The sequence below is a fragment of the Marmoricola endophyticus genome, from assembly GCF_014644415.1.
Lineage (GTDB): Bacteria > Actinomycetota > Actinomycetes > Propionibacteriales > Nocardioidaceae > Marmoricola > Marmoricola endophyticus.
The window spans coordinates 447,502-459,731 of sequence record NZ_BMKQ01000001.1 but is presented as its reverse complement, the minus strand read 5'-3'; the positions used below and the strand labels follow the sequence as shown (position 1 = coordinate 459,731).

11 protein-coding genes and 1 tRNA gene are annotated in these 12,230 nt (G+C 72.9%); 4 read left to right on the top strand and 8 right to left on the bottom strand.

Annotated features, from left to right (window positions below):
* The first annotated feature begins 30 nt into the window (after nt 1–30).
* A complete protein-coding gene (locus IEX42_RS02285) occupies nt 31–291 on the top strand; it encodes a DUF5703 family protein (RefSeq protein ID WP_444543235.1) in 261 nt (86 codons plus the stop codon).
* A gap of 213 nt (nt 292–504) precedes the next feature.
* Here IEX42_RS02285 and IEX42_RS02280 read toward each other — a convergent pair whose 3' ends face one another.
* Both IEX42_RS02280 and IEX42_RS02275 read right to left on the bottom strand, forming a co-directional pair.
* The gene (locus IEX42_RS02280) at nt 505–1,830 is read right to left on the bottom strand and encodes a M20/M25/M40 family metallo-hydrolase (protein ID WP_188777861.1); all 1,326 of its coding nucleotides are present in this window, start codon (nt 1,828–1,830) and stop codon (nt 505–507) included.
* Nucleotides 1,831–1,852: 22 nt separating this feature from the next.
* A complete protein-coding gene (locus IEX42_RS02275) occupies nt 1,853–2,491 on the bottom strand; it encodes a LysR family transcriptional regulator (protein WP_188777859.1) in 639 nt (212 codons plus the stop codon).
* Nucleotides 2,492–2,519: 28 nt separating this feature from the next.
* Here IEX42_RS02275 and IEX42_RS02270 point away from each other — a divergent pair, with 28 nt between their 5' ends.
* On the top strand, nt 2,520–3,386 hold the full coding sequence (locus IEX42_RS02270; protein ID WP_188777857.1) for a P1 family peptidase: 867 nt from the start codon (nt 2,520–2,522) through the stop codon (nt 3,384–3,386).
* Between the two features lie 7 nt (nt 3,387–3,393).
* Here IEX42_RS02270 and IEX42_RS02265 read toward each other — a convergent pair whose 3' ends face one another.
* On the bottom strand, nt 3,394–3,951 hold the full coding sequence (locus IEX42_RS02265; protein ID WP_188777856.1) for a helix-turn-helix domain-containing protein: 558 nt from the start codon (nt 3,949–3,951) through the stop codon (nt 3,394–3,396).
* Nucleotides 3,952–4,026: 75 nt separating this feature from the next.
* Here IEX42_RS02265 and IEX42_RS02260 point away from each other — a divergent pair, with 75 nt between their 5' ends.
* Nucleotides 4,027–5,613, top strand: coding sequence for a bifunctional NAD(P)/FAD-dependent oxidoreductase/class I SAM-dependent methyltransferase (locus tag IEX42_RS02260; RefSeq protein WP_188777854.1), 1,587 nt, complete (start codon nt 4,027–4,029; stop codon nt 5,611–5,613).
* A gap of 50 nt (nt 5,614–5,663) precedes the next feature.
* Here the strand turns inward: IEX42_RS02260 and IEX42_RS02255 are convergent.
* The 3 genes from IEX42_RS02255 to IEX42_RS02245 form a co-directional block, all read right to left on the bottom strand.
* A tRNA-Leu gene (locus tag IEX42_RS02255) sits at nt 5,664–5,749 on the bottom strand.
* 100 nt (nt 5,750–5,849) lie between these two features.
* Nucleotides 5,850–6,659, bottom strand: a complete 810-nt coding sequence (locus IEX42_RS02250) for a DUF4230 domain-containing protein (protein WP_229660521.1) — start codon at nt 6,657–6,659, stop codon at nt 5,850–5,852.
* A gap of 41 nt (nt 6,660–6,700) precedes the next feature.
* Nucleotides 6,701–8,140, bottom strand: a complete 1,440-nt coding sequence (locus tag IEX42_RS02245) for a GuaB1 family IMP dehydrogenase-related protein (protein WP_188777852.1) — start codon at nt 8,138–8,140, stop codon at nt 6,701–6,703.
* 23 nt (nt 8,141–8,163) lie between these two features.
* Between IEX42_RS02245 and galK the strand changes: the two genes are divergently transcribed.
* Complete coding sequence (gene galK / locus IEX42_RS02240) at nt 8,164–9,393, top strand: galactokinase (protein ID WP_188777851.1); 1,230 nt, start codon at nt 8,164–8,166, stop codon at nt 9,391–9,393.
* 10 nt (nt 9,394–9,403) lie between these two features.
* Here galK and IEX42_RS02235 read toward each other — a convergent pair whose 3' ends face one another.
* On the bottom strand, nt 9,404–10,648 hold the full coding sequence (locus IEX42_RS02235) for an acyl-CoA dehydrogenase family protein (RefSeq protein ID WP_188777849.1): 1,245 nt from the start codon (nt 10,646–10,648) through the stop codon (nt 9,404–9,406).
* Between the two features lie 46 nt (nt 10,649–10,694).
* A complete protein-coding gene (locus IEX42_RS02230) occupies nt 10,695–12,083 on the bottom strand; it encodes an acyl-CoA dehydrogenase family protein (RefSeq protein ID WP_188777847.1) in 1,389 nt (462 codons plus the stop codon).
* Between the last annotated feature and the right edge of the window lie 147 nt (nt 12,084–12,230).

The following is a 12,230-nucleotide window of genomic DNA, read 5'->3' as shown; positions in this document are numbered from 1 at the left end:
ACCGTCCCACCCGCCGACACCGGAGGCTCGATGACCCGCTCCCCCGACCACCCGAAGCAGGCCGTGAAGTTCGGCCGTCGTGCGCCTCGGCCCGGGGTGGAGTACGAGTTCGACAAGCTGCTGATCTCGCGGGAGGTCTCGCGCTCCCTCGTGACGCGGCTGCTGGTGCAGAAGGCCGAGGAGGGCGGCTGGGAGCTCGACCGGGTCCGCGTGGCCCACGACGGCACCCGCCGCGTCGTGCTCCGCCGCAAGATCATCCGCCAGCGCAGCCCCCAGCTGATCTACGTCTGACCATTCGCTCTGCGCGGCACCTGCACCGTTGAGTGGTGCCTTCTGCAGGCTCGAGTGGTGCCTTGCGCCGGTACGAGTGGTGCGTTCTGCAGGCTCGAGTGGTGCCTTGCGCCGGTACGAGTGGTGCGTTCTGCAGGTCGACGGGCGATCACGCCTGTGGAACTGCGTACTCGACCCGGCAGAACGCACCACTCGACGGGGTAGGTGCCGCGGCTACACCCGGTCCAGGAAGTCGTCGAAGACGCGGGCACCGAACTCCAGGGCGTCGGTCGGGACGCGCTCGTCGACACCGTGGAACAGGCCGGTGAAGTCGAGGTCGGCCGGCAGGCGCAGCGGCGCGAAGCCGAAGCTGCGGATGCCGAGACGGTCCCAGTGCTTGGCGTCGGTGCCGCCGCTCATGAGGTACGGCGCCACGACGGCCTCCGGGTCGGCGGCCAGCACCGACGCCGTGATCGCGTCGGTCAGGGCACCGTCGTACGGCGTCTCCAGGCCGCTCATCTTCGTCTCGAACTCGATCTCCACCTGCGGTCCGGCGAGCTCGGCGAGCGTGTCGAGGAAGTCCTGCTCGTGGCCGGGCAGGAAGCGGCCGTCCATGCCCGCGGTGGCGACGCCCGGGACGACGTTCACCTTGTAGCCGGCCTGGAGCATCGTCGGGTTGACCGTGTGCGAGATGACCGCCCCGAGCATCCGTGCGGCCGGCCCGAACTCCTCGATCAGCGCGGGCGCGTTCTCGGGCGTCGCCTCGACCCCGGCCAGCTCGCCGATGGAGGCCAGCAGCACCTGCATCGTGGGGGTCAGGGTGACCGGCCACTGGTGCTGGCCGATCCGGGCGACCGCGCCGGCCAGGGCGGCGACGGCGTTGTCCGGGTGCCGCATCGAGCCGTGGCCGGCGTTGCCGCGTGCGGTCAGCCGCATCCAGGCCATCCCCTTCTCGGCGGCCTGGATGAGGTACACGCGACGATCACGCACGGTGACGCTGAACCCACCGACCTCGCCGACGGCCTCGCGCACGCCCTCGAAGACCTCGGGGCGCTGCTCGACCAGCGGGCCGGCGCCGTAGTGGCCGCCGGCCTCCTCGTCGGCGGTGAACACGATCGTGAGCGGGCGCGAGGGAACCGCGCCGGCCCGGGCCCGCGCGCGCAGCGAGGACAGCAGCATCGCGTCGAAGTCCTTCATGTCGACCGCTCCGCGGCCCCAGACCATGCCGTCGCGGATCTCGCCCGCGAACGGGTCGACGGCCCAGTCGGCGGCGTCGGCCGGGACCACGTCGAGGTGGCCGTGCAGCAGCAGCGGGTCCTGGCGCCCGGACCCGTCACCGCCCCAGTGCGCGATCACGTTCGCGCGGCCGGCGTACCCCTCCCAGACCTCGGCCTCGATCCCGACCTCGTCGAGCAGCGTCGCGACGTGCTCGGCGGCCTTGCGCTCCCCCGGGCCCTCGTTGCCGCCGTAGTTCGTGGTGTCGATGCGGATCAGGTCGCGGCAGATGTCGACGACCTCCGCGCTCGGGTCGTACGACGGTCCGGTGCTCGGGTCGCTCATGGCCCCATCCTGCCTCGCGACCTCAGCGGCGCCGACCCGGGCGCGAGCGTGCCGCGCTGCGCTTGCGGTCGGGCTGCTTCGCCGGCCTCCGTGGCTTGTCGGGTGACGGTGACGTGCTCCGCGCCCGCTCCTGGTCGCCGCGGGTGCTCCCCGCCCGGCGGCCGCGGACCACGCCGATGAAGGTCTCGGCGCCCGGGTCGTCGAGGCCCTGGCGCCAGGCGAGCCCGATCCGGGTGGGCGCAGCGTCGCGTCGTACCCGGATCACGGCGTCCTTGCGGTGGTGCAGCCGCGCGAGCGACATCGGCACCAGCGCGACGCCCGTGCCTGCGGCCGCGGTCTCGATCGCCTGCGCCGCGGGCCCGTCGTTGCGGATCTCGTCCGCGAGGTCGTCCTCGCCGAGGTCGTCGAGCAGCGTGAGGACGTGGTCCGTGCCCAGCACCGCGACGGGAAGCTCCTCCCAGAGCGGGATCAGGTGCAGACCGTCGGCGTCCACGGGGAGCCGGGCCAGCACCATGTGCACCTGGTCGTCGTCCAGCGCGTCACGGACGGCGTGCTCCTCGAGCAGCACCAGCTCCAGCGGCCGCCGCTCACGCTCGCGCCAGCGGCGTACGAACCGGTCCGGCTCGACGCCGGGCACGAAGCCCACCCGGAACGTGTCCATGGCCCGACGGTAGCGGCACCATGGGCCCATGGACGTTGCCGTGGACGGGGTCAGGGTCGGGCACTGGACCGACGAGGCGGCGCGCACGGGCGTCACGGTGGTCGAGCTGCCGCCGGACGCGGTGGCGTCGTACGAGGCACGCGGCGGCGCTCCGGCGTCCCGCGAGCTGGAGCTGCTCGACCCGCTGAAGTCGGTACGAGGCCCGGACGCGGTGGTGCTCAGCGGCGGCTCGGCGTTCGGGCTGGCGGCCGCCGACGGGGTCATGAGCCACTACGAGTCGTTGGGCCGCGGCGTCCCCACGCCCGGCGGCCGGGTGCCGATCGTGGTCGGCCTGAGCCTGTTCGACCTCGCGGTGGGTCGCGCCGACGTCCGCCCGGGGCCGGCCGAGGGACTCGTCGCCGCGCGCGCGACCACCGGTGAGCAGGTCCTGCACGGTCCGGTCGGTGCCGGCACCGGTGCGATGGTCGGCCAGTGGCGCGGGGAGGGCAGGAAGCGGGGCGGGCTCGGGTACGCGACCCACCGGCACGGCGAGGTCGTGGTCGCCGCGCTGGTCGCGGTGAACGCCTTCGGTGACGTCGACCACGGGGGTGAGGTCTCGTTCGACTCCTTGGCGGTGCTGGACGGCCCACCCGGCATCGACACGGGAGCCGACCACGGTCGGCACACGACCATCGGGGTCGTCGTCACGAACGCCGCGCTGGACAAGACCGAGTGCCGAGTCGTGGCCCAGGGCGGCCACGACGGTCTGGCCCGTGCGCTCATTCCCCCGCACACGCGCGTCGACGGAGACGCCCTGGTCGCGGTGGCCACCGGGCAGGTGAGCGCGAGCGTCGACGTCGTACGACTGCTCGCGCTGGCCTGCGTCGCCGACGCCGTGCGCTCGGTGGACTCGTGAGCCTGTCTCAGCGGTGCACGTGGGCCCGCTGGCCGTCGCGGTCGAAGATCGCGATCAGCTCCGCCGGGCCGTCCAGCGCGCCGAACGAGTGCGGCGTCATCGTGCTGAACTCCGCCGCCTCGCCGCTCTCCACGACGATCTCCCGGTCGCCGAGCCACAGCGTCACCCGGCCCTCGAGGACGACGAACCAGTCGTGACCAGGATGGACGCGCTGCTCGGGAGGCGTCACGGTGGGCTCCAGGCGCATCTTCAGGGCGCTCGTCCTGCCGTCGGAGCGGCTGAGCGACCAGGTCGTACGACCGTCGACGCTGTGCCCCTCGGGACGGATCACGACGTCCTCGTCCCCCGGGACCTCGAACAGCATGTCCAGGCTCACCTCGAGGGCGCGGGCGAGGGGGACGAGCACGTCCAGCCCGAGCGTGCGCTTGCCGGTCTCGATACGGCTGATGGTGGACGCGCTGAGGTGCGTACGCGCGGCCAGGTCGTCCAGCGAGTAGCCCATGGTGGCGCGCAGCGTGCGCAGCCGGCTCCGGGCCAGGGACTCGACGTCGGCGGACTCGCTCATGGCAGCAGTCTGGCAGGAGTTGCGAATGCTGCAAGAGCCTTTTCTGAAACCGGGCTACCTGTCTAGGGTCGCGGCATGACCGATCACCCTGAGCACCGGACCATCGAACGACACTGCGACGTCGCCGTCATCGGCGGCTCGGCCGCCGGGCTGGCCGGCGCCCTCCAGCTGGCGCGGCAGCGTCGTACGGTCGTCGTCGTCGACGACGGCACCGCCCGAAACGCCCCCGCCGCGCACATGCACGGCTACCTCGGTCGCGAGGGCGCCGAGCCCGCCGAGCTGCGCGCGGTCGGCGCCGAGGAAGTGCGCTCGTACGGCGGCGAGGTCCTCACCGGCCGCGTGCTCGACGTCTCCGGCGAGAAGGGCGCGTTCCGGCTGGCCCTGAGCGGCGGCCACACGCTGGTCGCGCGGCGGATCCTCGCCGCGACCGGCATCCAGGACGAGCTCCCCGACATCCCCGGCCTGGCGGAGCACTGGGGGCGCGAGGTGATCCACTGCCCGTTCTGCCACGGCTACGAGGTGCGCGACCAGGCGGTGGTGCAGGTGCTCACCCACCCGATGGGGCTGCACCCCACTCCCCTGCTCCGCCACCTCACCGACCGGCTCACGCTGGTGCTGCACGACGCTGCGGGGGTCGACGATCAGGCCCTCGACGCCTTGCGTGCGGGCGGGGTCGAGGTCGTCGCCGACTCCGTCACGCGGGTGACCGAGGCTGCTCCGGCCGGTGGAGTGAGCCTGGAGCTCGGAGGGGGCCGGACCCTGACCGCCGACGCGGTCCTGGTCGGTCCCCGGTTCCGGGCCCGGACCGACGTGCTGGAGGGGATCGGCGTGACGGCCGTGCCGCACGCCAGCGGGCTGGGCTCGGTGGTCGAGGTGGACCCGGTGGGCCTCACCTCGGTGGCCGGGGTGTACGCCGCCGGCAACCTCACCGACCCGTCGATGCAGGTGCTGCCGGCCGCGGCGCACGGCAGCCGCGTCGGAGCAGGAGTGGCCTTCAGCCTGGCCGAGGAGGACCTGGCCGCCGAGAGTGGTGCGGGCGGCGCCCGCGCGGACTGGGAGGCGAGGTACGGCGGCGACGACCACGTCTGGAGCGCCAACCCCAACGGGACCCTGGTCGCCGAGGCCTCCGACCTCCCAGTCGGTCGGGCCCTCGACGTCGGCGCGGGCGAGGGCGCCGATGCGCTCTGGCTGGCCGAGCGCGGCTGGGCGGTCACGGCCTTCGACATCTCGGCGTCGGCGCTCGTGCGCGTCGGCGCCGAGGCGGACCGGCGCGGCCTGCGTGTCGAGCGCGTCCGCGGTGACGCCAACGACCTGGCCCCCTTCGGTGCAGAAGGCTTCGACCTGGTGTCGCTGCAGTACGGGTCGTTCCAGCGCACCCCCGACGAGCGTGGCCTGGGCAACCTGCTGGCCGGCGTCGCCCCCGGCGGCACCCTGCTCGTGGTGGCCCACGACCTCACGCCGCTCCAGGCGCCGGTCGACGCGGCGACCGAGACCCGGATGTTCGACCACGGCGCGTTCGTCGGCGTCGACCGGATCCACCAGGCGATCGCTGAGTCGGCCGACTGGCGCGTCGAGACGTACGAGACCCGCGACCGTCCGCCCGGTGCGGCGAGCTCGCACCACGTCTCCGACGTGCTCCTGCGCGCGGTACGCCTCGCCTGACACAGAACTGATCCCCGGGTCCTCGACGAGGAGGACCCGGGGATCTGCTGTGTCCGAGGGGGGACTTGAACCCCCACCCCCTAATACGGGGACTAGCACCTCAAGCTAGCGCGTCTGCCTATTCCGCCACCCGGACGAGTGGTGCGCGAGCGGCTCGATGACCTCTCCGGCGCGGGCGCAACCATAGCAACGATCGGCCCGAGAGCTGGAATCGGGCACCGCCGCCGCGGCCGTGGTCAGCGGTCGTCGGCGCCGCCGGTGAACGTGACGCGCACGTCGTCGTACCCCAGCGAGCCGAACAGGCCGTCGAGCGTCTTCTCGGTGTTGGCCTCGGCGCGGTCGGTGAGGCCGGCCCGCGTCGCGGCGGCGGCGATCTTCTGATCGGCCAGCTCGTAGAGCTGCTGCTGGTCGTCCCCGGCCCCGGAGCCGACCAGGTCGCCGAGCCGGTTCAGCAGGCCGCGCTGCTCGGAGTACGCGTACGACTTGTCGACGTCCAGGCTCGGCCGGCCCAGCTCCGGCGCGGGCAGGGTCACCTCGACGGTGTCGTCGTCGACGACCTTCACGGCGCCCTTGTCGAGGGCCGCGAAGTCGACGTACGACTCGACGCTTCCGGCGGCGACGAACAGCGTGCGCTCGTTGAGCAGGAACTCGGGCACGTTGTCCCGGTTGTTCTGGAGGTCGACGACGACCTGGAAGTCGCCTTCGGCGGCGACGAAGCGCGAGAGATCGCGCACCGACTTCAGCAGGGCCGGCTGGCTGCGGTCGGTGGTCTTCGAGTCGAACGGGTTCAGGTCGGGCAGGTGGGCCACGCGGGCGACCAGGAACAGCACCAGGACGACCAGCCCGACCACGGCCAGCAGGCCCACCAGGCCGCGGGCGAACCAACGCGCGGCAGGTGGGGCCTGGTCCCGTGAAGGCTCCTGTGTCTCGCCCCGGTCGTCGCGGTCCTCGCGTCGGGTCGCGTCGGCGCGCTCGTCGCGCACCGCGCCCGCGCGGATGGGAGCGGTGGGCGCGTCGTCGTCGACGGACCGGCGGGAGTCGGGCACCTCGTCACGATAGGTGGGGGCGCCGCACCGCTCCCGCAGGCTCACCAGCCGGCGGGCAGCGGCTTGCCCTCGGAGTAGCCGGACGCCGACTGCACGCCGACCAGGGCACGCTCGTGGAGCTCGGCGAGGTCGTGCGCGCCGGCGTACGTGCACGCCGAGCGGACGCCGGAGCAGATCATGTCGACGAGGTCCTCCACTCCGGGCCGGACGGGGTCGAGGAACATCCGCGAGGAGGAGATGCCCTCCTCGTAGAGGCCCTTGCGCGCGCGGTCGAAGGCACCGTCCGCCGACGTACGGTTCGCGACCGCACGTGCCGAGGCCATGCCGAAGGACTCCTTGTACGCCCGCCCGTCCGGGCCGACCAGCAGGTCGCCCGGCGACTCGTGGGTGCCGGCGAACCAGGACCCGATCATCACCTGCGAGGCGCCGGCGGCCAGCGCGAGGGCGACGTCGCGCGGGTGGCGTACTCCCCCGTCGGCCCACACGTGGCGACCGAGACGTGCCGCCTCCTCGGCGCACTCCAGCACGGCGCTGAACTGGGGGCGCCCGACCCCGGTCATCATCCGCGTCGTGCACATCGCACCCGGGCCGACGCCGACCTTGAGGATGTCGGCCCCGGCGTCGACCAGGTCGCGCACGCCGTCGGCGGCGACCACGTTGCCGGCCACCACGGGCACGTCGATGCCGGCGCCACGGACGGCCCGCAGCGCCTCGACCATGCGCTCCTGGTGGCCGTGGGCGGTGTCGACGACGAGGCAGTCGACACCCGCCTCGAGCAGGGTCTTGGCCTTGAGGGCCACGTCGCCGTTGACGCCGATCGCGGCGGCGACCCTGAGCCGGCCGTCGTCGTCGGTGGCCGGGGCGTAGATCGTCGAGCGGAGCGCGCCGGTGCGGGTCATCAGGCCCACGAGCACGCCGTCGTGGTCGACGACCGGCGCGAGACGGTGCCGGGTGCCGGCGAGCACGTCGAACGCACCCCGGGGGTCCAGGTCGTCGGTGAGCGTGACGACGTCGGTGGTCATCACGTCCTCCAGGCGGCTGAACCGGTCCACCCCGTCGCAGTCGCTCTCGGTGACGATGCCGACCGGGCGTCGGGCGGCGTCCACGACGACGGCGGCCCGGTGCGCGCGCTTGGGCAGCAGCGCCAGCGCGTCGCTGACCGTCTCGTGCGCCGACAGCGTGATCGGTGTCTCGAAGACCGGGTGTCGTGACTTCACCCATCCGGCGACCTCCGCGACGACCTCGAGCGGCACGTCCTGGGGGATCACCGACAGCCCGCCGCGACGGGCCATCGTCTCCGCCATCCGACGACCCGAGATCGCGGTCATGTTCGCGACCACGAGCGGGATCGTGGTCCCGGTCCCGTCGGTCGACGACAGGTCGACGTCGTAGCGGGACGCGACCGCCGAGCGGCGCGGCACCATGAACACGTCGTCGTACGTCAGGTCCCAGCCGGGGCGGCGGTCGTCGAGGAAGCGCATGGGACGAAGCCTAGGCTTCAGCGGTGACCGACGACCCGCGCCGCCGTGCCCGCGCCTCCGCCGACCCCGAGTGGGTCCGGCCCTGGAGCGATGCGGAGGGACGCCGAGCCGCGCTGGAGACCTTCCGCGACCGGTACGACGACGAGCCGGACCTCGTCGCCGCCGCACCCGGCCGGGTCAACCTGATCGGCGAGCACACCGACTACAACGACGGCCTGTGCCTGCCGCTGGCGCTGCCGCACTCGACGTACGTCGCGATCCGGCGCCGTGACGACGACCGCGTGGTCATCGCCTCCGGCCTCGAGGACGGGGCGTGGACCGGCGCGCTCGACGACCTCGGCACGGCGGAGGGCTGGCCGGCGTACGTCGCGGGCGTGGCCTGGGCGCTCGGAGAGGCAGGGTTCACCGTGCCCGGCTTCGAGATCATGGTGGAGAGCACGGTCCCCCTCGGTGCGGGCCTGTCCAGCTCGGCCGCGCTGGAGTGCGCGACGGGGACGGCGGTGCTTGCGCTGCTCGACGTCGAGGAGTCCCGCGAGACACGGATGGGACTGGCCCGCGCCGGGATCCGCGCCGAGAACGAGGTCGCCGGGGCGGCCACCGGAGGCATGGACCAGACAGTGGCCGTGCTCGGCAGCCCGGCGCACGCGCTGCTCCTGGACTGCCGGTCGTGGGAGACCGAGCTGATCCCGTTCGACCCGGCAGCGGCGGGGCTGGAGCTGCTGGTGGTGGACACCCGAGCCCACCACCAGCTCAACGACGGCGCGTACGAGAGCCGCCGGCGGGCGTGCGAGCGCGCCGCCGCGGCGATCGGCGTGGACTCGCTTCGCAACGCGACGCCGGCGCAGGTCGACGCCCTCGAGGACGCTGAGCTGCGCTCCCGTGCGCGGCACGTCGTCACCGAGATCGCCCGGGTCGCGGAGTGTGCGGACGTCCTGCGGAGCGGGTCCTGGGACCGGGTCGGTGAGCTGATGTCGGCCTCGCACGTCTCGATGCGCGACGACTTCGAGATCTCGTGCCCCGAGCTGGACCTCGTCGTGGACACCGCGACCGCGCGGGGCGCGCTCGGCGCCCGGATGACCGGCGGCGGGTTCGGCGGGTCGGCCATCGCGCTCGTACGCCAGGACGACGTGCCCGACACGGCGCGAGCGATCACCGAGGCCTTCGCCGCGCAGGGCTACGACGCACCCGGCTTCCTGCCTGCGCCCGCCTCGGCGCCGGCCCGCGTACTGCCCGCGCTGCACCTGATCCGCTGACCCGGGCCGCCTACTTCAGCTCGGCGCTGGTCAGGCCCAGCACCCGGCGGGCGACGATCAGCTGCTGGATCTGCTGGGTGCCTTCGAAGATGTCGAGGATCTTGGAGTCGCGTGCCCACTTCTCCAGCAGGTCGTGCTCGGAGTAGCCGACCGAGCCGCACAGCTCCACACAGCCCAGCGTGATGTCGGAGCCGACCCGGCCGGCCTTGGCCTTGGCCATGGACGCCTGCATCGAGTTCGGCTGCTTGTTGTCGGCCATCCACGCCGACTGCAGGGTGAGCAGGTACGCGCCCTCCCAGTCGGCCTCCATCGCGATGAAGCGGGCGGCCGCCGCCGAGAGCGAGTACGTCGGGGCGTCGTAGTCGATGTCGACGCCGGCGTCGGTCAGCAGCTCGCGGGTCAGGTCCAGCGCGGCCCGGGCGCAGCCGACGGCCATCGACGCCACCAGCGGCCGGGTGTTGTCGAAGGTCGCCATGGCGCCCGCGAAGCCCTGCTTGGTGTCGATGTCGGGCGAGCCCAGGAGGTTCTCGGCAGGCACCCGGCAGTCGGTGAAGCGGATCGCCGCCGTGTCGGAGGCGCGGATGCCCAGCTTGTGCTCGAGCCGCTCGACCTCCATGCCAGGCGTGCCCTTGGGCACCACGAAGGACTTGATGGCCGCGCGGCCCTGCTCCTTGTCCAGGGTCGCCCAGACCACGATGTGGTCGGCGCGGTCTCCGGAGGTGACGTAGATCTTCTCGCCGTTGATGACGTACTCGTCGCCGTCCTTGGTGGCCGTCGTACGGATCCGGGCGGAGTCCGAGCCGACCTCGGGCTCGGTGATCGCCATCCCGGCCCACACGCCGTCGAACCGCTCGAGCTGCTCGGCGTTCGCGACCGAGGAGATGGCGGAGTTGCCCAGGCCCTGGCGCGGCATGGAGAGCAGGAGCCCGACGTCGCCCCAGCACATCTCCATGATCGAGAGCACGGAGGCGAGGTTGGAGCCGTTGCGGGTGCCGCCCTTGCCTGACTTCTCAGCTTCGGCGTCCTTGCGCTTCTCCGCCTCGGTCTTCTCGCCGACGCCGGAGGCGCCGGCGCCCTGCGCCTGACCGGAGTCCGACAGGCCATCAATCATGGCGGCGAGCATGTCGAGCTCCTTGGGGTACTCGTGCTCGCCCTCGTCGTAGCGGCGTGAGATCGGTCGCAGCATGTTCATCGCGACCTGGTGGGCCTGGCCGACCAGCGGCTGGAACTTCTTCGGGGCTTCGAGGTTGATCATGACTGTCTCCTGGTTCGTGGGGTGGACTCGCGGGTGCGTACCGGCCCTAGACCAGGACCCCTCCCTCCATGACGCCGATGGCGCGCAGGTCGCGGTACCACCGCTCGACGGGGTGCTCCTTGACGAACCCGTGCCCGCCGAGCAGCTGCACGCCGTCCAGGCCGATCTGCATGCCCTTCTCGGTGCAGATCCGGTGGGCGAGGCCGATCTCACGGGTCGCGTCCTTGCCCGCCGCCACGCGTCCCGCGGCCTTGTAGGTGACCAGGCGCATCGCCTGGAGCTCGATCGCGATGTTCGCCACCATGAACGCGACCGACTGCCGGTGGGCGATCGGCTCGCCGAAGGCCTCGCGCTCCTTGACGTACGGCGTCACGTAGTCGAGCACCGCCTGCGCCGTGCCGACGCTCAGCGCGCACCAGGCCAGCCGGGAGAGCCGGAGGGTCTCGGCGTACGACGTACCGTCCGGGTCGCCGAGCAGCGCGATCGCACCCACCCGGACCCCGTCGAGGTGCAGCCGGGAGAGCGACGCGGCACGGACGCCCATGGAGGGCTCGGACTCGATGGTGATGCCCTCGGTCCCGGACTCGACGAGGAACAGCGCGGGCGTGCCGTCCAGCATCGCTCCCACGACGAACAGCTCGGCGTCGGCGCCGCGCGGCACCATCGACTTCACGCCGTCGAGCACGAAGCCGTCGCCCTCCCGCCTCGCCGTCGTCTGCGGCGTGCGCGGGTCGAAGAGCACCCGTGGCTCAGTCAGCGCCAGGGCCGCGGCCGGGACCCCGGTGTCTCCGGCGGGCTCGGTGAAGGCGGGGAGGTACGTCTGCTGCTGCTCGTCGGTGCCGAAGAGCCCGATCGCGGTCGCGACGGCGCCCGGCGCGAGGGCGGCGACGGCCAGCCCCATGTCGCCCTTGGCGAGCGCCTCGTGGACCAGCGTGCCCGCCATCGCGGTGCGCTCCTCGGAGATGCCGCCGACCTTCTCGGGCAGGCCGAGGATCGGCAGACCGAGCTCGACGGTGGCCTCGAGCACCTCTGCCTGCGCCTCGCAGGCAGTGTCGGCGTCGGCAGCGGCGGGGCGTACGACCTCGTCGGCCAGCTCGGTCACGACGTCGACGAGCATCTGGTCGTCCTCGCTCGGCGTCAGGTCGAACACGCCGGTGGACGTCGCGGCGGTCGCCGGGCGGGCGCCCTTCGTCGCCTTGCCCGCCCGGGCGAACACTCGGCTGGTCGCCCCGAGGGTCTTGAACCCGGCGCTGGTGACCCGGTAGACGGTCTCCTCGGTCTGCTTGCGGATGCCGAAGCGGTCCAGCAGGTCGGTGCCGGCGAGCCGGTTCAGCCCGGCGACGGCGAGGCCGATCGGGTCGCGGCGCTCGGTGGACGCGAGGCCGTTCCTGCCGCCCGCGTTGAGGGCGTTCCTGGCGGTGTCGAGGAGGGACATGCTGGTAATGTAACTCGGAGTTACACACTGCGCCACAGTTCGGCGCTACCGAGTGCGGGTAACCCTCGTCACGGGGGCCGCAGGGCGGGGTCGACGCGTTCTGGGACACTCGGCCGGTGTCCGAGAGTGAACGTCCCGCCGAGGGTT

Coding starts and splice junctions, on each gene's coding strand:
- IEX42_RS02285 (WP_444543235.1), top strand. CDS start 31: ATGACCCGCTCCCCCGACCACCCGAAGCAGGCCGTGAAGTTCGGCCGT.
- IEX42_RS02245 (WP_188777852.1), bottom strand. CDS start 8,140: ATGCGCTTCCTCGACGACCGCCGCCCCGGCTGGGACCTGACGTACGAC.
- IEX42_RS02235 (WP_188777849.1), bottom strand. CDS start 10,648: ATGATCAACCTCGAAGCCCCGAAGAAGTTCCAGCCGCTGGTCGGCCAG.
- IEX42_RS02270 (WP_188777857.1), top strand. CDS start 2,520: ATGGACGTTGCCGTGGACGGGGTCAGGGTCGGGCACTGGACCGACGAG.
- IEX42_RS02280 (WP_188777861.1), bottom strand. CDS start 1,830: ATGAGCGACCCGAGCACCGGACCGTCGTACGACCCGAGCGCGGAGGTC.
- IEX42_RS02230 (WP_188777847.1), bottom strand. CDS start 12,083: ATGTCCCTCCTCGACACCGCCAGGAACGCCCTCAACGCGGGCGGCAGG.
- IEX42_RS02265 (WP_188777856.1), bottom strand. CDS start 3,951: ATGAGCGAGTCCGCCGACGTCGAGTCCCTGGCCCGGAGCCGGCTGCGC.
- IEX42_RS02275 (WP_188777859.1), bottom strand. CDS start 2,491: ATGGACACGTTCCGGGTGGGCTTCGTGCCCGGCGTCGAGCCGGACCGG.
- IEX42_RS02260 (WP_188777854.1), top strand. CDS start 4,027: ATGACCGATCACCCTGAGCACCGGACCATCGAACGACACTGCGACGTC.